This window comes from Notoacmeibacter marinus (assembly GCF_002238045.1).
In the GTDB taxonomy this organism is placed as follows: domain Bacteria; phylum Pseudomonadota; class Alphaproteobacteria; order Rhizobiales; family Rhizobiaceae; genus Notoacmeibacter; species Notoacmeibacter marinus.
Genome location: NZ_NBYO01000002.1, coordinates 437440 through 458023, shown reverse-complemented (window position 1 = coordinate 458023; position 20584 = coordinate 437440). Strand labels below are relative to the sequence as shown.

21 protein-coding genes and 1 tRNA gene are annotated in these 20584 nt (G+C 59.6%); 14 read left to right on the top strand and 8 right to left on the bottom strand.

Going from position 1 to position 20584, the window contains the following annotated elements; genetic code table 11:
- Window positions 1–40 precede the first annotated feature (40 nt).
- Window positions 41–472: a GFA family protein gene (locus B7H23_RS10340; RefSeq protein WP_094077329.1), complete on the bottom strand. Its 432-nt coding sequence runs from the start codon at window positions 470–472 to the stop codon at window positions 41–43.
- Window positions 473–556: 84 nt separating this feature from the next.
- On the opposite strand from B7H23_RS10340, the gene B7H23_RS10335 reads away from it, so the two are divergent.
- Window positions 557–1468, top strand: coding sequence for a mechanosensitive ion channel family protein (locus B7H23_RS10335; RefSeq protein ID WP_205320128.1), 912 nt, complete (start codon window positions 557–559; stop codon window positions 1466–1468).
- A 103-nt stretch (window positions 1469–1571) separates the two neighbouring features.
- On the opposite strand, the gene B7H23_RS10330 is transcribed toward B7H23_RS10335, so the two are convergent.
- Window positions 1572–1898, bottom strand: a complete 327-nt coding sequence (locus B7H23_RS10330; RefSeq protein WP_094077328.1) for a TraR/DksA family transcriptional regulator — start codon at window positions 1896–1898, stop codon at window positions 1572–1574.
- A gap of 151 nt (window positions 1899–2049) precedes the next feature.
- On the opposite strand from B7H23_RS10330, the gene B7H23_RS10325 reads away from it, so the two are divergent.
- Window positions 2050–2484, top strand: a complete 435-nt coding sequence (locus tag B7H23_RS10325; RefSeq protein WP_094077327.1) for a secondary thiamine-phosphate synthase enzyme YjbQ — start codon at window positions 2050–2052, stop codon at window positions 2482–2484.
- A 24-nt stretch (window positions 2485–2508) separates the two neighbouring features.
- Here B7H23_RS10325 and B7H23_RS10320 read toward each other — a convergent pair whose 3' ends face one another.
- Complete coding sequence (locus B7H23_RS10320) at window positions 2509–2880, bottom strand: hypothetical protein (RefSeq protein WP_094077326.1); 372 nt, start codon at window positions 2878–2880, stop codon at window positions 2509–2511.
- Entirely contained in the window at window positions 2880–4922 is a 2043-nt protein-coding gene (locus B7H23_RS10315; RefSeq protein ID WP_143534758.1) for an OmpA family protein, read from the bottom strand. The genes B7H23_RS10320 and B7H23_RS10315 overlap by 1 nt, the downstream gene beginning before the upstream one ends.
- A gap of 10 nt (window positions 4923–4932) precedes the next feature.
- Here B7H23_RS10315 and B7H23_RS16050 point away from each other — a divergent pair, with 10 nt between their 5' ends.
- The 5 genes from B7H23_RS16050 to B7H23_RS10295 all read left to right on the top strand — a co-directional run bounded on the left by B7H23_RS16050 (window position 4933) and on the right by B7H23_RS10295 (window position 7169).
- Window positions 4933–5091, top strand: coding sequence for a hypothetical protein (locus B7H23_RS16050; RefSeq protein WP_158215815.1), 159 nt, complete (start codon window positions 4933–4935; stop codon window positions 5089–5091).
- Between the two features lie 76 nt (window positions 5092–5167).
- On the top strand, window positions 5168–5626 hold the full coding sequence (locus B7H23_RS10310; RefSeq protein WP_094077727.1) for a YcgN family cysteine cluster protein: 459 nt from the start codon (window positions 5168–5170) through the stop codon (window positions 5624–5626).
- Window positions 5627–5696: 70 nt separating this feature from the next.
- Window positions 5697–6110 carry a ketosteroid isomerase-related protein gene (locus B7H23_RS10305; RefSeq protein WP_094077324.1) on the top strand — a complete coding sequence of 138 codons (414 nt, stop codon included), beginning with the start codon at window positions 5697–5699 and terminating at the stop codon, window positions 6108–6110.
- Window positions 6103–6717, top strand: a complete 615-nt coding sequence (locus B7H23_RS10300; protein ID WP_094077323.1) for a GNAT family N-acetyltransferase — start codon at window positions 6103–6105, stop codon at window positions 6715–6717. The genes B7H23_RS10305 and B7H23_RS10300 overlap by 8 nt, the downstream gene beginning before the upstream one ends.
- Window positions 6718–6815: 98 nt before the next feature.
- Window positions 6816–7169: a hypothetical protein gene (locus B7H23_RS10295; RefSeq protein WP_094077322.1), complete on the top strand. Its 354-nt coding sequence runs from the start codon at window positions 6816–6818 to the stop codon at window positions 7167–7169.
- 57 nt (window positions 7170–7226) lie between these two features.
- On the opposite strand, the gene B7H23_RS10290 is transcribed toward B7H23_RS10295, so the two are convergent.
- Entirely contained in the window at window positions 7227–7904 is a 678-nt protein-coding gene (locus B7H23_RS10290) for an SIMPL domain-containing protein (protein WP_240535057.1), read from the bottom strand.
- A 224-nt stretch (window positions 7905–8128) separates the two neighbouring features.
- On the opposite strand from B7H23_RS10290, the gene B7H23_RS10285 reads away from it, so the two are divergent.
- Window positions 8129–8205, top strand: a tRNA-Ile gene (locus B7H23_RS10285).
- 72 nt (window positions 8206–8277) lie between these two features.
- Here B7H23_RS10285 and B7H23_RS10280 read toward each other — a convergent pair.
- Complete coding sequence (locus B7H23_RS10280) at window positions 8278–9765, bottom strand: DUF637 domain-containing protein (RefSeq protein WP_158215814.1); 1488 nt, start codon at window positions 9763–9765, stop codon at window positions 8278–8280.
- A 222-nt stretch (window positions 9766–9987) separates the two neighbouring features.
- Between B7H23_RS10280 and B7H23_RS10275 the strand changes: the two genes are divergently transcribed.
- Complete coding sequence (locus tag B7H23_RS10275) at window positions 9988–12630, top strand: bifunctional diguanylate cyclase/phosphodiesterase (protein WP_240535056.1); 2643 nt, start codon at window positions 9988–9990, stop codon at window positions 12628–12630.
- Between the two features lie 127 nt (window positions 12631–12757).
- Here B7H23_RS10275 and ppk2 read toward each other — a convergent pair whose 3' ends face one another.
- Together ppk2 and B7H23_RS10265 are read right to left on the bottom strand one after the other, a co-directional pair.
- Complete coding sequence (ppk2, locus tag B7H23_RS10270; protein ID WP_094077320.1) at window positions 12758–13786, bottom strand: polyphosphate kinase 2; 1029 nt, start codon at window positions 13784–13786, stop codon at window positions 12758–12760.
- Window positions 13787–13986: 200 nt separating this feature from the next.
- The gene (locus tag B7H23_RS10265; RefSeq protein ID WP_094077319.1) at window positions 13987–14748 is read right to left on the bottom strand and encodes a DeoR/GlpR family DNA-binding transcription regulator; all 762 of its coding nucleotides are present in this window, start codon (window positions 14746–14748) and stop codon (window positions 13987–13989) included.
- 231 nt (window positions 14749–14979) lie between these two features.
- Between B7H23_RS10265 and glpD the strand changes: the two genes are divergently transcribed.
- The 5 genes from glpD to B7H23_RS10240 are packed head-to-tail and all read left to right on the top strand — an operon-like array spanning window position 14980 to window position 20571.
- Window positions 14980–16602: a glycerol-3-phosphate dehydrogenase gene (gene glpD / locus B7H23_RS10260; protein ID WP_094077318.1), complete on the top strand. Its 1623-nt coding sequence runs from the start codon at window positions 14980–14982 to the stop codon at window positions 16600–16602.
- Between the two features lie 10 nt (window positions 16603–16612).
- On the top strand, window positions 16613–17701 hold the full coding sequence (locus tag B7H23_RS10255; RefSeq protein ID WP_094077317.1) for an ABC transporter ATP-binding protein: 1089 nt from the start codon (window positions 16613–16615) through the stop codon (window positions 17699–17701).
- 10 nt (window positions 17702–17711) lie between these two features.
- Entirely contained in the window at window positions 17712–18788 is a 1077-nt protein-coding gene (locus B7H23_RS10250) for an ABC transporter ATP-binding protein (protein WP_094077316.1), read from the top strand.
- Window positions 18788–19663, top strand: coding sequence for a carbohydrate ABC transporter permease (locus B7H23_RS10245; RefSeq protein ID WP_094077315.1), 876 nt, complete (start codon window positions 18788–18790; stop codon window positions 19661–19663). The genes B7H23_RS10250 and B7H23_RS10245 overlap by 1 nt, the downstream gene beginning before the upstream one ends.
- Window positions 19660–20571, top strand: coding sequence for a carbohydrate ABC transporter permease (locus tag B7H23_RS10240; RefSeq protein WP_094077314.1), 912 nt, complete (start codon window positions 19660–19662; stop codon window positions 20569–20571). Before B7H23_RS10245 ends, B7H23_RS10240 begins: the two co-directional genes overlap by 4 nt.
- Window positions 20572–20584: the final 13 nt, after the last annotated feature.

Here is a 20584-nt window from a genome sequence, read left to right as displayed (position 1 = left end):
GGACAGAAGCAATAACGAAAGGCCGGCGGAAACGCCGGCCTTAGTTCTTGTCTAAACGCAACATGCCGACAATGCCGTCCGAGCCGCCATCCTTTGTGTGGTGCTGACCGTCATATACCGGCAAGGTTTCGAAATCGAACGGGCCGACACCGTCCAGGCAGGCGGCGTTGATCCCGTACTCGCCGGGGTGCGATCGGCGTCGATGATGGGTGTAGATGCCGCAGCAGCTGCAGAAATAATGCTGCGTAGCCCTCGTGTTGAACGTATAGAGCGTCAACGCCTCGCGTCCCTTTACGATCGCGAAATCGTCCATATTTGCAGTCAACGCCACTGCGCCCCGCATGGCGCAATAGGAACAGTTGCACCGCCGCGCCTGTTCGAAACCGCCCTTTAGCCGCACCTCAAAACGCACACTGCCGCAATGGCATCCACCCTTTAACGGCCAGGTCGGCTCCTGTTGGTCTGTCGGCATCGTCCGGTCCCCTCATCGTCTTTCTTGAAGATCGCATGCACCCTGCCATATGGGATGCGGCGAGCGTGAAGGAATTGGGCGACCGTGGAAACTGCAATCGAAGCCATCAATATCGAACCGGTGAATATCTTGCATGAGCAACTGACTGGCATGGCGCGAGCCGGCATAACGATGTTGCCGCAGATTGTCGTGGCGCTTCTCGTCATCGTCTTCACCGGACTTTTAGCCCATGGTGCGCGCTGGCTGCTGAAACGCGGCCTGAAACGGACGGGCCTTCGCCCCAGCCTGCAGGAACTGTTCGTGATGCTGCTCGGCATCGCGATCTGGGTGCTGGGCTTCATGGTTGCCGCTGTCGTGATGTTCCCCTCCTTGACGCCCGCATCCATGCTGGCGGGCCTCGGTATCGGCACGGTGGCCATCGGGTTTGCCTTCAAGGATATTTTCGAAAATTTCCTGGCCGGTATCATCATTCTCTTCAGGAAGGAGATGCGAACGGGCGACTTTATCGAATGCGAGGGCATCGAGGGACGTGTTCAGCGGATTTCCGTGCGCGAGACCCATATCCGGCGCACGGACGGCCAGTTGATCATCGTTCCGAACGCCATGCTGTTCACCAATCCGCTCCGCATCGTGACCGATCTGGAGTTACGCCGCATTACCGTCATCGCCGGTGTTGCCTATGGGGAGGACGTCGATGAAGCACGTGCGGTGATCCGCAAAGCGGTCGAGGGGTGCGAGACCGTCGTTCGCAATGCGGCGCGGCCAATCCAGATTTTCGCGCAGGAATTTGCCGATTCCGCCATCAACTTCGAGGTGACGTGGTGGACTGGCTCCAAGCCGGTGGACGAACGTAAAAGCCGTGACGAGGTGATCTCAGCCGTCAAGCGCGCGCTCGATAGCGCCGGTATCGAAATTCCGTTCCCTTATCGAACGCTCACTTTCAAAGAGCCGCTGCCATTGTTACGGGGCGAACGCTCCGAGGCCAGCGATGATTAAACTGCTGCTGATGACCTGTTTGCAGGATCACCGAGTCTTAGCGCTGGCTTATCGATCGCACCGGTTGTCCGTTTGATATTGTTCTAGCTGGACGAACAGGCGGCTAGAGCGTTTGCGCGCAGTTGCGACAGAACGGTGTCCAAGGGATGAGTTCCAACCGCTTCTCGTCGATCGGCGTGCCGCAATGCAGACACGTGCCATAGATGCCGATCTCGATCCGGTGCAATGCGGCGTCAATCGCCTTCAGTTCCGTTTCGCCGGTCACGCCCAGTTCGATTTGAACCTCGTCATCTTCGGCCTCGATAGCCGCTTCTTCACTGTCGGCGGGGGCCGGCTGGCTAAAAGAGGCGTCGATCTCGGACAGACGGACTTCCAGCTCGCGTTTGCGCTGGAGTAGAATCTCTTTCGCTGCTGCGGCTTTATCCTGCATCGGTATCCTGTCGCTCCTTTGAGAGAAGGGCGCACCCTTCAGCATGGCTACAACAAAATTTACGGAAACTTGGAATCCACCGTGTTGATCTTGATCAAGCGATATGGATTTGTGCTGCTAGACTTTGGGATGGCGGAAAGGTCGGCCGATCATGGCGTTGCAGCATCTGGACATCGCAACGAAGGGGCAGGGGCTCTACGAACTGACAGAGAGAGTGGCCGCCGCGTTGGATAAAGCCAAGGCCGGCAATGGGCTTCTGACAGTTTTCGTACGCCACACATCATGTTCGTTGTTAATTCAAGAGAATGCCGATCCAGACGTTACACTTGATCTGAAGTCGTTCTTTCATCGCCTTGCTCCACCCTCGGACGATCCGGCCATGCAGTGGATCCGTCATCGCTCCGAAGGTCCCGACGACATGCCGGCGCACATCAAATCGGCGTTGACAGCTGTATCATTGTCCATTCCGGTCGAAAACGGGATCATGCTGCTCGGCACGTGGCAGGGGATCTATCTCTTTGAACATCGTGATCGGCCGCATCGGCGACGGATCGTCTGCCATTTTTCCTCGGACGATCGGATGTAATCGCCAGCGGCGATCCGAAAGGAGCTAGTCGGCAGACGATATCGCTGGGACCTGCCGGTCGATTGGACTCGAATTAAATGATGTTGCCACCCGTTGCTCTTCGAGCGCGGGATCGACGACACCAACAAACCAGAGAAGTCCGAATACCAGCATGACGGAAAGAACGCCGGCGACAAACCAGATCGAGCCCCGGTCAGTCACGTGAGACACAAAGTGGTCGTGAGGGATATCGGCGGGCGGTTCGGTTGCCGGATCGAAGTTCTGATTATCCAGCATTTCGAAGTTCCTTGCGGTGTGACCGATCATAGCCAAACGAAAACGGCCAGCCGGATGCGTTGGTTCCGGCTGGCCGTATTTATCTTTGACAGGCCCGGCGAGCGCCGGACCCATCTGCATTATTGGGCGCTGGCCACATTCTCCGGCGATACGAGTGCCGTAATGCGGCGAACCGCAACACGCCGGTTTTCGCGGGCAGGGGCTTCCGTCCGCAATTTCAGATAACGCTCGCCATAACCCTGCGTTTCCAAATTTTCAGGCGGAATGCCGAAGACATTGGTCAGGGCTGAAGCGACGCTTTCGGCACGGGCGTCGGACAAGGCCAGATTGGCGGCGTCTGAGCCAACGGCATCGGTGTGACCCTCGATCAGGAACGTTTCGCCAGGGTTGCGCTTCAGAAGACGTTCCATCGCTTCGGCCAGCGACTGTAACTCGCTGATTTCGGAGTCGTTGATCGACGCCTTGCCGAACTCGAAGTTGACGGTGCCCAGATCGATACGGCGGACCTTGTCCCTGATCCGGGCGCTGCGCCGCACTTCGTTCACCGAATAGAGCCGTTCGACCTTTTCGACAGGCGGCTGGGCCAGGAAGTCGTAATAACGATCCTCATCAACCGGTTCGACAACATCGAAGATATACTCATCCCGCGGGATGCGAACGATAAGCGGCGGCAAGTCGTCGCCCGGATCGTAGTAAGGATCTCGCAGATCGTCCCAGCGGTCGCGTGGCACGTACACCAGGGTCCGTTCATTGCCATCGGGCGAAATGCGCGTTCTGCGAAGCACTTCGCCGAACTCGTTGTAGACGGTAACGAGTACGACGCCGTTTGGCCGCTCAACGGTTTCCCGATAGCGGCCATCACGCAACTCTTCGACAGTCACCCGTTCCGCGTCGCGGCGATAGCGCGGTACATAGTCGGGCCGGTCGTCATTAGCACTGCCGGCGTTCGCCGCCAGCGCAGCTACAGCAGCCACCACGAGCGCGCCGGTCGCCAACTGGACAATCTCACGATCACCGAATCGGCCGACGACACGTGCGCCTTCGCGCTCCTGCGGGCGGCGCACAACGGCGCGCGCGGCCGCAACGCCTGTGATTTCGGTGCCTTCCTCGGCTCGAATGGGCTCGAGATCTTCCGGAACGACCGCTGTCTGAGCCGCGGCATCGCTTTCCGGCATAGTTTCTCCCGTTACAATAACAGGCGCCGCTTGCGGCTCGTCGGACGCAGTAACAGCTTCTGATGCCTCACCGCTCTCAGCGGTCGCCGCTTCTTCCTCAGCGCTTACGCCAGCTTCCTTACCGCTATCGGTGAGCGAGGCCTCTTCGCCATCCATCGGGATCGGCAGAGGCTGGGGTGTTTCCGTAACTGGCGCTTCCGACGATGCCGGTTCTTCGGTGTCCGCTCCTTCTTCGGCTTGGCTGTCAACTGACGGATCGCCTTCCAAGGACTGTTCAGCATCCGGCTGCTCGGTCGCGTCGGTTTGCTCAGCTTCAGGCCGATCGGCGGCTGTCGGTTCATCCGCCGTATCCGGGGTGTCGGTTTGGACGTCCGCGGAGGTATCGGTCTCAGTGGGCGTTTCGTTCTGCGCCTCGACTTCCGCCTGCGGTTCCTCGTCGATGGCTGGCTGCTCTTCGGTAACGGCCGGCTGCTCGGCTACAGGTTCTGCTTCGGTCGGCTGCTCTTCGGTGACTGCCGGGTCTTCCGCAACATCGTCCTGCTGTGCGGGCGCTTCTTCCGGTACCGGGATCTGATCAGCCGGCGGCATCTCCTCGGAGATGGGCTGTTCATCGACCGGGGTTGGTTCTTCCACCGGCGCGTCAGGTGCTGTGGCCGGTTCCTCTACAACTGGCGCCTCGTCGGCAGTCGGTTCGGGCGGCGGCGCCGCCTCTTCTGCCTGGGGCGGACTTTCCACCGCAGGTTCGACTATTGGCGCTTCTTCAATGACAGGCTGCTCTTCGACCGGTGCTTCCTCGACGACAGGCGGCTCTTCGATCGGAGCCGGTGTTTCAGCGGCAGGCTCTTCGGTCGGAGCGGGCAGCACTTCCACGTCGATACAGGCTCCGCCCTCGCCAATTGGCGCCTGTCCTTCGGCGCAACCGCCATCCGCCTGGGCAAGGATCAGCGCACCGGCGGTTCCTCCAGCAAAATCCGGTGAAACACTCAACGGCCTTGCAATGGCTGTTTGGGCAACGACAAGGCTCAACGCCGTGCTCGCCACCAAGTTCAATCTATTGGTCTTCAAGGATCTCTCCCCAACATGCTACGGGCTGACGCCCAGCGAACCCTTCAACGACAGCAAACGCCTCGATTATGGCGGAGTTCCATCCTCTTGAAGGTTTTCCCATGACGATTGCCAACGCAGCCAGCCACTTGACCCGGCCGTCATGGCAACTGACAAGGCAGGTCGATATGAAGAAACAAGACAGCACGCCATTCTGGGTCGCCAAACCCCTCGAAGATCTGACTCCGGACGAATGGGAAAGCCTGTGCGACGGGTGCGGAAAATGCTGCCTTGCCAAGCTGGAAGACGAAGATAGCGGCGACATCTACTGGACCAGTGTCGGTTGCCGGCTCTTTGACGCAAGGGCCTGCCGCTGCAAGGACTATGACAATCGCCTTAGCTTGGTGCCGGACTGCGTGGATCTTACGCCAGAACAGGTGCGGGCGTTGCCCTGGTTGCCGTCGAGCTGCGCATATCGTCTGGTTGCCGAGGGCAAGGCGCTGCCATCTTGGCATCATCTGGTCTGCGGCGATCGCGAGCGCATTCACGAACGGGGCGAGAGCGTTCGCGGGCGGGTGAGAGCTTCCGAAACCGAACTCGGCAAGCCGGAGGACTATTTCCCCTTCGTATTGGATGAAGAGCCGTAATCGCTATTGAAACGCCGCTCCATCGGCGCACCTTTTCGCAAACGCGACGATCATAAGGGAGAAACAAGTCATGGGCGCTGAGCAGACACGTCGACTGGTGAAGAATTATCTGGATCGTTTCAACGCTTCCGACTGGGATGGCATGGCTGCGCTGGTCGGCGAAGAGGTGGTCCACGATATCAATCAGGGCGAACGGCAGATCGGGCGTGAAGCTTTTCATCGGTTTTTGGTCGAGAACAGCCGCTACTACGACGAAAAGCTCGGCGATATTGTCGTGATGACCGACGAGAGCGGTCTTCGCGCCGCTGCGGAAGTAACGGTTCGCGGCCGCTATATTGCCACCGCTCCGGGGCAACCGGAGGCGAGCGACCAGTCCTATTCGCTCGGCGCGGGCCTGTTTTTCGAAATCGACGATGGTGCGATCGGCCGCGTCACGACCTGTTACAATATGGCCGACTGGCAGCGGCAAGTCGGCGATGGGTGAACGACGGGGTGGCGCGATTCGACTTGCCGCCTATCGTGGATCGGAAGCACAAGCGCTTTTAAACGGCCTCGCGACCCTGCGGATCACGGTCTTCGCCGACTGGCCTTACCTCTATGAAGGCGACGAGGACTACGAAGCCCGCTATCTCGGACAATTCCTCGAAGGTGAGGGCGCATTCGTTGCTGCGGCATTCGATGGCGAGGCGCTGATCGGCGCAGCCACGGCTACTCCTCTTCTGCAGCATATGGACGATCTGGCCGAGCCTGTTCGTCAACTTGGCCTTGATCCCCAAGCAATTTTTTATCTCAGCGAATCGGTTCTGCTGTCCGACTATCGCGGCGCGGGGATCGGTCATCGCTTCTTCGACATGCGCGAAGACGAAGCCGTTCGGCAGGGTTTTGCGACCTGCTTTTTCTGCGCTGTGGATCGCGAAGCGGAGGATCCGCGTCGCCCCGCTGACACCCGTTCGCTGGAATCCTTCTGGCGAAGGCGCGGCTACCAGCCGCTCAACGGCCCAAAGGCGCATCTATCGTGGCGCGAAAGGGGACAGGCCGACGAAACGGATCACAGCCTTACGCTCTGGATGCATCATCTGAACGGAGAATGAACGACGGGTTCCGAGCCGGTTCAGTTAGGCGAGGCCATAAGGATCGACAAGCGGCGGCGGAAAAGTCGCCATGCAGAACCTGACCAAGGAGACCAGCCATGTTCAAGTCCATTCGCACCGCCGTCCTCTCCGCTCTAATCGCGCTTGGTACCGTCGCCGGCGTTTCGGCCCCTGCCAACGCCGGTGATCTTCGCGTTTACGCCGGTTCGGGCGGCATCTATTTCGGTTTCGGCGACCATTATAATCGCCGCGACGTTCGGCGGAACCGCCACTATAATCGCGGCATCTGCCGCAACAGGAAAGCAGTCCGGAAGGCGGCCCGCAGGCACGGTATCAACCGGGCCCGCGTTATCCGCCGGAACAACCGCGTGGTGAAGGTGGCCGGTCGCCGCGATGGCTACCGGACGGTCGTGACCTTCGCCAATGTTCGGGGTTGCCCGCGTATCCGGTGAACGCGAACGTCTTTGCGAGAGGAAAAGCCCGACCGTCGCGTCGGGCTTTTTTTGTCGTTAATCGGTGGGCTGATCGATCGCGATCTTGAGCGTCACATTGACCGTATATTCGTTCTCGCCGGCCTCGATCGGAACGGCCGATCCCTGATCTGCCATCGCCATCTCCATCCGCGCCATCGGAACCGGCGGGCGGGAGTAGCTCCCTTCGGAGAGTGACATGATCGGGCCGAGGGACACGCCAGCGGCCTCCGCCAAAGTCTTCGCTTTAGCCATGGCCTGCTCGACCGCGTCGCGACGCGCCTCGTCGATAATCGCCTGCGGTTCGGCAGTCGTAAGCTGGATATTGCCATCGGCGCTGACACCAAGTTCGACGGCTTTTGTCAGCACCTCTCCGGTCTTGGCGAGGTCGCGAATGCGAACCGTCAGCGTATTGGAAACGGCATAACCCGTAATTCGCGGGCCTTCCGGTTCGCTACCGTCGACCGGTTCGCGGCGCCGATGGTCGTAGATCGGCCGGACGTTGAAGCCAGCGGTTTGCAGATCCCGCTCGGCGATACCAAATCCTTTCATGGCTTCAATCACATCGGCCATGGCTTGGTTGGCGTCTTCCATCGCTTCCACCGTATCGGGTGCTTCCCGCAGCACGGTGAATTGCGTCACAGCCATATCGGGAACCACGGTGGCCGAGCCTTCGGCCGTGACGGCGATATGGGGCTTTTCGGACTCTTGCGACACCGCGGGGCCGGAAGTCGCTACCGCGAAACCCGCCGCCAAAACCAACGGCAAGGCCATGCGAGGCAGGGAAGGAAAGGTGGAGCGCAAAAGCATCATTGGCATATCCATCGGTTAAAAATCGGTGACTGATCTTTTGCTTGCCAGAAAGGCGGTATTGCGGCGGCATGCGGCACAATTGGATGCTTGCGGCGCACGGTTGAAATCTCTATGCGGATGGGCGGGTCGGGCCTGTAGCTCAATTGGTTAGAGCCGGCGGCTCATAACCGCTTGGTTGGGGGTTCGAGTCCCTCCGGGCCCACCAATCTTCCATTTTACGTGTTAATCTTCTATAATACGTTGAATAGCAAGTATTTTTGGGGTCGAAGTGGCTGTTTCACGGCAGTTGAAAGTCCGCCCCGTAAAGCCTAATCGTAGCACGATGTGGCGCAGGTTCTGATCGCCTGTCTGCCACGGCATAAGTGACAGCCAGATCGGCTGTTTCTCCGATCGCTTCCAGAACCCCAAGGGCGGCCAATGTCTGTCCCGGGTAGGCCTTCAGAGAAAGCTCGATGCCCGCATTCACGCCGGAGCTTATCGCTGCCGACAAGGGATCGCTGCCCGAACCGATCTGCGCCAGGCCTTCCAGCGGGTTGCCTTCGCCGACGATCGTCGAATATATGGCGCCAGCGCCTATGATAACGCCCGCGACACAAAGGCCCCCGCAAACGAAATTGTTCTGCGCCGCATTGCCGCCCGCGGAGGCTCCCGCATTGACGTCCCCGCCAAGAACGGCCGCCGCCAGACCGCCCGTCAATGTCGCCACATCAATGGCGTTACTGTCCAGTGCTGCGATCTCGAGGGCGAGCTGCTCGCGCGTCAGTTCGCCATTCCGGGCGCGCCGAAGCACCGACTTCGTCCAGTTCCGGACATGGAGTTCAGCGGCGACCTCCCCAACCACAGCGCCGCTAGCGCCGCTGGCGCAGGCGCCGGACGAGACAGCGCCCGTCGCGCAGCCCAGCGCCGCATGGGCGATCAGCTGCGTCGCCTTGTTGATCTGGCCCGTATGGTAGGAGCGGCCGATCTCCGTGGCGAGCGTGGCGCCAAGCGTGTCGGCGGCCGCCAGACGCAGGGCCGATACCAGGCTGTCATCGAGCGCACGGCCTTCGACCGTGCTCTGCACGCCGACCTTGATCGCTGCGCGAAGAAGGTTGCGCTGGGCCGCGTTGGCGAAGTTCTGACTGGCGCCGAGTTCGATCGATGTCGCCGGAATGTTGACCTTGTTCAGGACGCCCTGCGTCAGGCCGGCGGTGAGCATGGATCCGACCAACGTACGAATGGACTCTTCAGAGCCCAGCTCTTTCAGCGTGGCGCCGATATCGCCCTGATTGTTGATCAGGGAAATCGAAGTCTGGGTGGCCAGCGAGGTGAAGCCGGCCTCCATCGCCGCCGAGACGATGGTGCCCTGCGCAAAGCCAAGGCCGGAAGCGATGCTGCCACCGACACCGGACGTCACGGTCGACACGACCAGAGCGACCAGCGCCGCCCCCGCCTGTGTCAGCCCCTGATCCTCGTAATCCCAATCTTCCACTTTCGGCCGCACAGCGCGCCAATCGACATTCGGGCTGGATTTCAGATCGCCCATCCATTCCAGACCCTCATGGGTCGAAAGTTCCGCAACGGCGGCATCGAGATTGGCTTGCGCTTCGTATTCGACGACAACGCCGTCGCCCGCTTCGATACGGATGCCGCCGCCGGCCTTCATATGGGTGTGTTCGATGACCTCCCGGGAGAAGCCTTCATCGCTGCTGTTCCACCAGAACAGGTCTTCCTCGGCCTTCTTGTCCTGTTCGAATGTCCGGTCCGTCCGGGTTTCGATCGCCACATTGCCATACGGTAGCGAGTGAGCTGCAAGACGGCCGCCGGCGGCCGTGCTTTCATGCAGCGCGTTGTTAGCCGGCGACCATCGTCTCCGACCGGCAGATCCTGGCCGGTTAAGCTGCAATTCACGAATGCATGAGAATATTCCTTTCATTGAAAGCCGCACGTCCAGCTCGGCGCCGTCCGGCGTGGCAAGGTGATTGTATTGCGTATATTCAGACGCTTATTGCAAAAGTGGACTGAACTGGTTCAGCCCGGCAAGGCCGGAGCTGCCATCGCCATCGTCATCACCGTTGGCATCGGTCTTTTCGCCGAATACCAAAACCATGTCATATCCCGTCAGCAGGCCCGCGCCGCCGTCGGCGAACAGCTGGGCATGGTACGAATGCGGCTGGAAGGCAACATCAATAGCAATATCCAGCTGGTGCGCGGCCTCGTCGCGGTCATCGAGACCACACCTGATCTGGACGAAGCCCGTTTCGCCCAGATCGCCAGCAGGCTGATCGGCGAACATTCCCATCTGCGCCACATCGGCGCGGCGCCCGACCTCATCATTCGCTACGTTTACCCATTGAAGGGCAACGAGCAGGCCATCGGACTCGATTATACAAAGAACGAGATACAAAGAGAGGCGGCGCTGCGTGCCGTGGAGTCCCGCGACATGATCCTCGCGGGACCGATCGATCTCATTCAGGGCGGCAAGGGCTTCGTTGGTAGATACCCGGTTTTCACGAAGGCCCCGGATGGCACCAACCGTCTCTGGGGACTGGTGTCGGCGGTGGTCGATGCTCAGGAACTTTATGCCGATAGCGGCCTTCTAGACCCGTCTCTGCCTCTCGATCTGGCGATACGAGGGCAGGATACGAAAGTCGGCGACCGAACGGTGTTCTTCGGCGATCCGGCGACCTTTCGATCCGACCCTGTCATCGCCAGTCTTTCGCTGCCCAATGGCCAGTGGCGTATAGCAGCGATACCCAAAGGCGGGTGGGACCGGGCGATCGGCAATGTCTGGTTTTTTCGAATTCTCGTCATGGCGGTCATCATTCCGATTGCCGCTCTGGTGGCATTCGCTGGCCGTCTCTACGATCAGCGGCGCGGTTATGTCGGCGAGTTGAAGCGGAAACAGGCCCAACTGCACAAATTGTCCCACCGGTTGAACCTGGCGCTCGATACATCTCGGATCGGCGTTTGGGAGCTCGATCTGAACACGATGAGGCTCAAATGGGACGACCGCATGAAAGAGCTCTATGGGCTTTCTCCCGACGCCGCCGCCGATAGTCCTGAGGTTTGGGTCGCTGCTCTTCATCCCGACGATCGTGGGCGCGCCAGACAAACGTTCGAGATCGCTATTGCAACCGACTCCCCCTATTCGGATGAGTTTCGGCTTCTGCTTCGGAACGGCGCCACACGCTGGGTGCGTGCCATGGGCGCCGTTCATACCGAGGCCGATGGCCGAAGGTCGATCCTTGGCGTCAACTGGGATGCGACAGCGGACATCAAGCTCAAGAAGCGCCTGCTGGCGGCCAAGCAAAGTGCAGAGGCCAAGAATGATCAGCTCGAAGATGCCCGTGCGCAGATGGAATACAACTCGCTGCACGACAGTCTGACGGGTCTGCCGAACCGACGTTATCTCGATGAAAGAATGCTGGCCTCCCATGCAACGCCGATATCCGCAGCGTTTCTGCATGTGGATCTGGACCGCTTCAAGCATATCAACGACACGCTCGGCCATGCTGCCGGCGACGCAATGCTGGTGCATGCCGCTTCGATCCTGAAGGCGAATGTCGGGGAGAACGACATCGTCGCGCGTATCGGCGGCGATGAATTCGTCGTCGCCATGATGAATCTGACGGATGAAAAGCAGCTGTCCGCCATGGCAGAACGCATCATAGAGCAGATGCGTGAACCCGTACCCTACCGGCACCACGAATGCCGGTTCGGCGCCAGTATCGGCATTGCCGCAGCGCACTGCCGTTCGACTGATTGCATGGAGCGTCTGCTGATCGATGCGGATATCGCGCTCTATCGGGCCAAGAAGGAAGGGCGCAACCGTTATATCTTCTTCTCCGAAGCGCTGAAAGAGGAAGCCATTCGGAACAAGCGCGTCGCCGACGACATTCTCAACAGCCTGGAACGACGCGAATTCGTGCCGTATTTCCAGCCGCAATTCGATGCGAGAACACTCGATATTGTTGGCGTCGAGGCGCTGGCGCGTTGGCAGCACCCTTCAGAGGGCGTCCTGGCGCCGGCATCCTTTCTGCGTATCGCGGAAGAGCTGAACGTGGTGCCTCTGATCGACCGGATGATCCTTGAGCAGACGCTATGGTATTCAACGCAATGGCAGGCGAATAGCGTTTCCATTCCGCGCATGTCGGTGAATGTCTCGACGGGCCAGCTGAAATCGGAACAGCTCATCGAAAGCCTTTCCGACCTTGCCATACCAGCGGGTAAGCTCTCATTCGAATTGTTGGAATCGACCTTCCTGGATGACCAGGACGATCGGATCGTCGCCAATATCGAGCGATTGCGCGACATGGGCATCTCTATCGAGATCGACGATTTCGGAACCGGTCATGCCTCCATCGTCAGTCTGATCCGGGTTCATCCCTCGCGGTTGAAGATCGAGCGGCAACTGGTTTCGCCGATCCTGCAATCCGGCAGCCAGCGCCGGCTTGTGGCCTCCATCATCGAAATCGGCCATTCGCTAGGCATCGAGGTGCTGGCGGAAGGCGTGGAGACTATGGAGCATGCTGCGATTCTTCGGGATCTCGGTTGCGATTCGCTGCAGGGCTATGCCCTTGGTAGGCCAATGAATTCGGACCAGCTTATGGAATTCGTTCGGAACGAGATTTGGCGGCGGGCAGCCTGACCGGGTTCGCCCGTCGCCATTTCGCCGGCGTTGTCGCGATGCGTCAGATCAAATGGTGCGGTTCAATAACGCCGATCTTGTGGAGCCGGCGCCCCGGCGTAATCGATACAGAATGACCAACGCCGTCTCAGCTCTTCGAAGTATCGACCTCATGCTGCCGCGTCTCGGTTCGCCGCTTGTCGGGATGCAGTGACGTACCGAGAATATGATCGGCGCGATGGATCACGTGGCCGGCCTGGCCGACGATCAGCGGATCGGGTGCGTGAGCGATATGCCGGTCCTTGTCCGGATAATCCAGGCTGTCGAGGAAATGCAGCATGCAGTTGATGCGGGCGCGCTTCTTGTTGTCCGATTTGATGACCGTCCAGGGGGCGTCGGCAGTGTCGGTATAGAAGAACATCGCCTCCTTGGCTTCGGTATATTCGTTCCACTTATCGAGGCTGGCCCGATCGACGGGCGATAGCTTCCACTGTTTCAGCGGATCGGTCTGGCGCGCCTCGAAGCGTCGACGCTGTTCGTCTCGAGTAACCGAGAACCAGTATTTGTAAAGGCGTATTCCCGAACGTACGAGCATACGTTCCAGTTCGGGGGTCTGCCGCATGAATTCCAGATAATCGTTGGGCTCGCAGAAGCCCATCACCCGTTCGACACCGGCACGGTTGTACCAGGAGCGATCGTAGAAAACCATTTCTCCAGATGTCGGAAGATGATCGATATAGCGCTGGAAGAACCACTGACCCTTCTCTTCTTCGGTCGGCTTGTTCAGTGCCACCACGCGGGCTTCGCGCGGATTGAGGTGCTCCATGAAGCGCTTGATCGTGCCGCCTTTGCCTGCCGCGTCACGTCCTTCAAAGAGAATGACGATCTTCTGGCCGCTCTCCGCCACCCATTTCTGCACTTTCAGGAGCTCGGCCTGGAGCTTTGCCTTGTGGGCTTCGTAGACTGGACGCCGCAGTTTGGTCTTGTAGGGGTATTCGCCGGTCTCGAAGGCTTCGCGTATTTCGGCCTGTGTGGGCGCGCGGCGTGCGCGGCGAACCGGGTTCGTCGTGCTGGGCTGCTTCGTTTCGGTGGAAGCGGAGGCCGCACCCGCGCCATTTGTCGACTGTGTGATAACAGACGCATCGACCGGTTTGGATTCTGTCACGGTATCATTCATGGGCACTGTCCCCTCCGACAGGTGGAAAATTCAAGGACAATGATCTTTCCAGCCATGAACTGCACCCGCCTTGAGCTGTGTCAAAATCCTGTCATATAAGCCAAATGCTCCGATCAGGTTGGCGGGTCGTCTCTACCAAGGTCCCGCAACATGGAGGAGAGTTGTCCCAGCGTGACGGGTTCACCCGGGCGGAGGGCTTCCTATTCGGGCAGACGTATCTGCGTGCCCCAATCGTCGCAAAGTCTTGCAAGGTCCGGATCAACTGGTCGATCTGTGAAAAAGACGTCGATGTCGGCGAGGCTTCCAATACGGGCTGGCGCGCTGCGTTCGAATTTCGAGTGATCGGCCACCAGGATGTTCGTTCGCGCACGGGCGAGCGCCGTCTGGCTGACGCCCACTTCCTGGGTATCGAAATCGAGCATGTCGCCATCGGTGTCGAGCGCCGAGCAGCCGAGCACCGCATAGTCGAACTTGAACTGTTCCACGACGCGGTTGGTCATTCCGCCGACCAGTCCGCCATCGCTCCGCCGCAAAACGCCGCCTGCCACAATGATCTCGCAGCTTTCGTTGACGACGAGAATATTGGCGATGTTCAGATTGTTCGTCACGACAAGAAGGTTTCGATGAAGCCGCAATTCCCGCGCCACGGCCTCAGTGCTGGTGCCAATGTTCAGAAAAACCGAGGAATTCTCAGGGATAGCGGCTGCGCAGGTGCGGCCGATTTCCTGCTTCTCATCTTCGTTCAGGCTCCGCCGTTCTTCATAGCCGAAGTTGGCGACCCCGGAGACCGGCACTGCCCCGCCGTGCACGCGTTTGAGACGACCCGTCTCCGCCAGTTCGGAAAGGTCGCGGCGAATCGTCTGGACCGTCACGCCGAAATGGCCGGCGAGATCCTCTACCGTGACCTTGCCCTGCTGGCGCGCGAGCTCGAGAATTTCGGGATGCCTTAGCGTTTCGCTCATGATCGATCGTTACCGAAGCGCTCCCCCAGTTGGCGCTGGGCAATAGATCGCGTTTTGTGGAAACGCGCAAGGCAGGCGTTTCCCTTTTATGTTCCTTCTCGCATCTGCGAACAAATATCGCGCTGCAAACACATAAAAAGCGAAAATTTGCGAACATTCGAGTTGACGCTTCCATGGGACTGCGTTTAGTTGCCGGCTGAGAGATTGAACCAGACGACGTCGGGAGGGCGCATGGCAGACGATCTGCATCACGATAATGTGCAAGTTTTCGATCTGCTGGTCATCGGTGGCGGTGTGAATGGCTGTGGTATTGCCCGAGATGCCGTGGGCCGCGGTCTGTCTGTCGGTCTGGTGGAAATGGACGATCTGGCATCCGGCACATCGTCCGCCTCCACGAAGCTCTTCCATGGCGGCCTGCGCTATCTGGAATATTTCGAGATCAAGCTGGTTCGCGAAGCTCTATCGGAGCGGGAAGTTCTGTTGCGCGCGATGCCGCACATCTCCTGGCCGATGCGTTTCGTTCTGCCCTACACCGATACGATGCGCTTCGAGAACGATACGCCCACCTCGAAGTTGCTATCGACTTTTCTGCCGTGGATGAAGGGTCGGCGTCCGGCGTGGCTGATCCGGGCGGGCCTGTTCATGTACGACACGTTGGGCGGCAGGAAATTCCTCCCCGGAACCAAGTCGGTCGATCTGTCGGTGGATCCGGTCGGCAAGCCACTCAAGGATGAATTCGAAAAGGCGTTCGAATATTCCGATTGCTGGGTCGAGGATTCGCGCCTGGTGGCTTTGAACGCTCGCGATGCCGCCGAGCGCGGTGCGACGATCATGACGCGCACCAAGCTGATCGGCGCGGAACGCACTGGCGACGAATGGCTCGCATCGCTTGAGAATGTGGAAACGAACGAGCGCTTTACATGCCGCGCCAAGATGCTGGCCAATGCCGCAGGCCCCTGGGTTCGCGAACTGATCGATCGGACAGCGCGGTCCGATATGAGAACCGATGTGCGCCTGGTAAAGGGTAGCCACATCGTCACCCGCAAATTGTACGACCATGAGAAGGCCTATTTCCTGCAGGGGAAGGACGGCCGGATCATCTTCCTGATCCCGTATGAAAACGACTACACTCTGATCGGCACGACAGACGCCAAGCATGACGATCCCAACCAGTCCGTCACGATATCGGACGAGGAACGCGATTATCTTCTGGCCTTCGCCAACGAATATTTGAAGCAGAGAGTGACCGCCGACGATATTGTCTGGAGCTATTCCGGCGTGCGTCCGCTCTATGATGACGGTGCATCGTCGGCGACGGCCGCGACCCGCGAATATGTTCTGGTCATGGACGATGAGGGCGGCGCACCGGTTCTCAACGTCTTCGGTGGCAAGATCACGACCTATCGGCGGCTTGCCGAACAGGCGATCGACAGGCTGACGGAACGGGGCGGGCGCTTCGGCAAATCGTGGACGGCGGGCGTGCCGTTGCCGGGCGGCGATTTTCCGGTCGACGGCGTGGGCGACCTTATTTCGTCGCTCCGTGCCCGCTATGGGTTCCTGACCGACGAATGGGCGACGCGGCTCGTGCGAGCCTACGGAACCGACGCCGATGAGATGCTGAATGGCGCCATGTCGCAGAACGCTCTCGGTGAAATGTTCGGTGAGACGCTGAGCGCGCGCGAAGTGGAATGGCTGATGGACAAGGAATTCGCCCGCACCGCCGATGACGTGATCTGGCGACGGTCGAAACTGGGATTGCGCCTGTCGGACGAGGATGTCCGGCGGCTCGACGCTTTTATGGTAGAAAAGGGCGGTTTGTCGAATACGGCCCGACCCGTGAAAGCGGCCGAGTAGGAGGAAACGAATGACGCTTCAATTGGAGAATGTGTCGAAGGTCGTGAGCGGGCGGACCCATATCTACCCGACGGATCTGACGCTGCAGAACGGAACGATGAACGTCCTGCTCGGCCCGACGCTCGCCGGCAAGACCACCCTGATGCGCCTGATGGCCGGTCTCGACAAGCCGTCCAGCGGCCGCATTCGCTGGAATGGCGAGGATGTGACGAATGTGCGCGTCCAGGATCGCGGCGTCGCCATGGTCTACCAGCAGTTCATCAATTACCCCTCCATGACGGTTTACGACAATATCGCCAGTTCGATGCGGTTATCCGGTCGTCCGGCAGACGAGATCGACCGGCAGGTGCGCAAAACTGCCGAGTTGATGAAACTGACGCCGATGCTCGACCGCAAGCCGCTACAGCTCTCCGGTGGCCAGCAGCAGCGTTGTGCTCTGGCGCGGGCGCTAGTGAAGAATGCCGGCCTTGTGCTCTTGGACGAGCCGCTGGCCAATCTGGACTACAAGCTGCGCGAGGAACTGCGGATCGAGATTCCGAAAATCTTCGAGGAGAGCGGGTCGATCTTTGTTTACGCGACCACGGAGCCCGAAGAGGCGTTGCTGCTAGGCGGTAATACGGCGACACTGTGGGAGGGCCGGATCACGCAGTTCGGCCCGACGCTCGGTGTCTATCGCCAGCCGGTGGACGCAACGACCGCGCGTGTGTTTTCCGATCCACCCATGAACTTCCTGCCCTTCGAAAAGCGGGGCGGTCATGTGGTATTCGCCGACGGGCTCGATGTTAAGGCGACCGGCCAGTTCACCGCGCTTGCCGATGGCCGCTATTCGGCAGGTTTCCGTCCCAACCATCTGGCGCTGGAGCGACCGGGTCCGGAGGCGCTCGCCTTCGATACAACATTGAGCGTTTCGGAACTGACCGGCTCGGAAACCTTCATTCATCTGGATCATCATGGTCAGCGATGGGTTGGTCTGGTGCATGGCGTACACGAGTTCGAGCCGGGGCGTTCGCTCGACGTCTATCTGTCGCTGGCGCATATCTACATATTTGATGGTGATGGCCGGCTGGTCGCACCTGCTACTTACGCAGCGGCGGCCTGAGGGGAGGACGATGGCACAGATCACACTCAAAAATATCGCCCATTCCTATATGGATGCGCCCTCCGAGGAAGCCGATTACGCGCTGAAAGAGGTCGATCACGTCTGGCGAGACGGCGAGGCCTATGCACTGCTCGGCCCTTCAGGCTGCGGTAAGACGACGCTTCTGAACATCGTGTCGGGCCTGCTGCGCCCTTCCCATGGCCGCGTCCTGTTCGGTGGCGAAGACGTCACCGACATGCCCACCGCCGAGCGCAACATCGCGCAGGTTTTTCAGTTCCCGGTGGTCTATGACACGATGACCGTTCGCGAGAATCTCGCCTTTCCGCTTAAGAACCGAGGCATCGAAGCGCAAACCATCACGGAGCGTGTCCAGCGCGTCGCCGCCATGATCGGGATGGAGGACGAGTTGAACCGCAAGGCGCGTGGGCTGACCGCCGACGCCAAGCAGAAGATCAGCCTCGGACGCGGCATGGTGCGCGACGATGTCAACGCGCTTCTCTTCGATGAGCCGCTGACGGTGATCGACCCGCATATGAAGTGGGAATTGCGTACGCAGCTCAAGCGGCTTCACGGGCAGTTCGGCCACACCATGATCTACGTGACCCATGACCAGACCGAAGCGCTGACCTTCGCCGATCACGTCGTCGTCATGCATGACGGCCGCGTCGTGCAGATCGGTACGCCGGAAGAATTGTTCGAACGGCCGGCGCATACATTCGTCGGCTATTTCATCGGTTCGCCGGGCATGAACCTGTTGCCGGCGGAAGTGCGTGGAGACCGGGCCGTCATAGACGGCCATGAGGTCATGCTTGGCTCCGGCTATGACGATCTGTCAGGCAAGGTCGAGATCGGTATCCGTCCGGAATTCGTTCGTCTGACAGACGAGGGCGGATTGCCAGCGACCATCAAGCGTGTCGAAGATGTCGGTCGTCACCGCCTTGTCCGGGCGGAGGTACTGGGGCGACCGGTCAATGTCATCGCCGACGAAGGCGGGCCGCTGCCATCCGAGAATGCGCAGGTCGCATTCGATCCGGCCCGGATCAATGTCTATGCCAATGACTGGCGCGTCGAGGGGAGGGCGGCCTAATGGAGAAGACCGTCAATCACAAAGCCTGGTTCCTCGTGCTGCCGGTTCTGGTGCTGGTGGCGTTCTCCGCGGTCATTCCGCTGATGACCGTGGTGAATTACTCGGTCCAGGATACGTTCGGCAACAATGTCTTCTTCTGGACCGGGCTCGAATGGTTCGAGCAGATGCTGAAGTCCGATCGCATGTGGAACGCGCTCGGACGGCAGCTGGTCTTCTCGGCGATCATCCTGGCGATCGAGGTGCCGCTTGGCATTTTCGTCGCGCTGAACATGCCAAAGCGCGGTTTCTGGGCCTCGGTCTGCCTCGTCCTGATGAGCCTGCCGCTTCTCATTCCATGGAACGTGGTCGGCACGATCTGGCAGATTTTCGCGCGCGTCGATATCGGCCTTCTGGGCTACACGCTTCGCGCCCTCGGCGTGAACTACAATTACACGCAGGATTTCTTCGCCGCCTGGACCACCGTCATCGTGATGGATGTCTGGCATTGGACGAGCCTGGTGGCGCTCTTGGCCTATGCCGGCCTGCAGTCGATTCCGGATGCTTACTACCAGGCCGCCAAGATCGACCAGGCCAGCCGCTGGGCGGTCTTCCGCTACATCGAACTGCCGAAGATGGCGGGTGTTCTGATGATTGCGATTCTGCTGCGCTTCATGGACAGTTTCATGATCTACACCGAGCCGTTCGTCGTCACGGGCGGCGGACCTGGCAACGCCACGACCTTCCTGTCGATCGATCTGGTGAAGATGGCGCTCGGTCAGTTCGACCTCGGTCCCGCCGCTGCCTTCTCGATCATGTACTTCCTGGTGATCCTGGTGATTTCCTACGTGTTCTACACCGTGATGACCAATCTGGATAAAAGGGATGGCGTAGCATGAGCGATACGACCATGAAACCGACCGTTTCCGCGCCTGGCGCAGCCTCGATTCCAGGCGACGTTACAGCCGAACGCGCGACCGCCAATGCACGATTGAAGAGCCGCTTCCGGCCCACCGGATCGGCCTTCGTGATGGGGCTTTACCTGCTGTTTCTTCTGCTGCCGATCTATTGGCTGCTCAATATGAGCCTGAAGACCAATCAGGAGATCCTTTCGACCTTCAGCCTTATTCCCCTGCGGCCGACGCTTGAGAATTATCTGACGATCCTGACCGATCCGTCCTGGTATATGGGCTACGTCAATTCGCTGATCTACGTCGTCATGAACACGGTAATCTCGATCATGGTGGCGCTGCCAGCGGCCTACGCTTTCTCGCGCTATCAGTTCATGGGCGATAAGCATTTGTTCTTCTGGCTTCTGACCAATCGCATGGCGCCGCCGGCGGTGTTCGCGCTGCCCTTCTTCCAGCTTTATTCGTCGGTCGGCCTGTTCGACACGCATATCGCCGTGGCCTTGGCGCACTGCCTGTTCAATGTGCCGCTCGCGGTCTGGATTCTCGAAGGGTTCATGCGGGGCGTGCCGCGTGAGATCGACGAGACGGCCTATATCGATGGCTATTCCTTCCCGCGCTTCTTCGTGAAGATTTTCATGCCGTTGATCGCGAGCGGCATCGGTGTCGCCGCGTTCTTCTGCTTCATGTTTTCATGGGTCGAACTGCTGCTGAGCCGCACGCTCACCTCGGTCGATGCCAAGCCGATCGCTGCGACGATGACGCGCACCGTGTCCGCGTCCGGCCTCGACTGGGGCGTTCTGGCAGCGGCCGGTATTCTGACCATCGTGCCGGGCGCACTCGTGATCTGGTTCGTCCGCAACTACATCGCCAAGGGCTTCGCCCTCGGGCGCGTCTAGGCAGGAGGAGACT

Bases quoted from the DNA above. Each gene is read 5' to 3' on its own strand.
- B7H23_RS10340 (WP_094077329.1), bottom strand. From the start codon at position 472: ATGCCGACAGACCAACAGGAGCCGACCTGGCCGTTAAAGGGTGGATGC.
- B7H23_RS10330 (WP_094077328.1), bottom strand. From the start codon at position 1,898: ATGCAGGATAAAGCCGCAGCAGCGAAAGAGATTCTACTCCAGCGCAAA.
- B7H23_RS10325 (WP_094077327.1), top strand. From the start codon at position 2,050: ATGGCGTTGCAGCATCTGGACATCGCAACGAAGGGGCAGGGGCTCTAC.
- B7H23_RS10320 (WP_094077326.1), bottom strand. From the start codon at position 2,880: ATGCAGATGGGTCCGGCGCTCGCCGGGCCTGTCAAAGATAAATACGGC.
- B7H23_RS16050 (WP_158215815.1), top strand. From the start codon at position 4,933: ATGGCTGTTTGGGCAACGACAAGGCTCAACGCCGTGCTCGCCACCAAG.
- B7H23_RS10310 (WP_094077727.1), top strand. From the start codon at position 5,168: ATGAAGAAACAAGACAGCACGCCATTCTGGGTCGCCAAACCCCTCGAA.
- B7H23_RS10305 (WP_094077324.1), top strand. From the start codon at position 5,697: ATGGGCGCTGAGCAGACACGTCGACTGGTGAAGAATTATCTGGATCGT.
- B7H23_RS10300 (WP_094077323.1), top strand. From the start codon at position 6,103: ATGGGTGAACGACGGGGTGGCGCGATTCGACTTGCCGCCTATCGTGGA.
- B7H23_RS10295 (WP_094077322.1), top strand. From the start codon at position 6,816: ATGTTCAAGTCCATTCGCACCGCCGTCCTCTCCGCTCTAATCGCGCTT.
- ppk2 (WP_094077320.1), bottom strand. From the start codon at position 13,786: ATGAATGATACCGTGACAGAATCCAAACCGGTCGATGCGTCTGTTATC.
- B7H23_RS10265 (WP_094077319.1), bottom strand. From the start codon at position 14,748: ATGAGCGAAACGCTAAGGCATCCCGAAATTCTCGAGCTCGCGCGCCAG.
- glpD (WP_094077318.1), top strand. From the start codon at position 14,980: ATGGCAGACGATCTGCATCACGATAATGTGCAAGTTTTCGATCTGCTG.
- B7H23_RS10255 (WP_094077317.1), top strand. From the start codon at position 16,613: ATGACGCTTCAATTGGAGAATGTGTCGAAGGTCGTGAGCGGGCGGACC.
- B7H23_RS10250 (WP_094077316.1), top strand. From the start codon at position 17,712: ATGGCACAGATCACACTCAAAAATATCGCCCATTCCTATATGGATGCG.
- B7H23_RS10245 (WP_094077315.1), top strand. From the start codon at position 18,788: ATGGAGAAGACCGTCAATCACAAAGCCTGGTTCCTCGTGCTGCCGGTT.
- B7H23_RS10240 (WP_094077314.1), top strand. From the start codon at position 19,660: ATGAGCGATACGACCATGAAACCGACCGTTTCCGCGCCTGGCGCAGCC.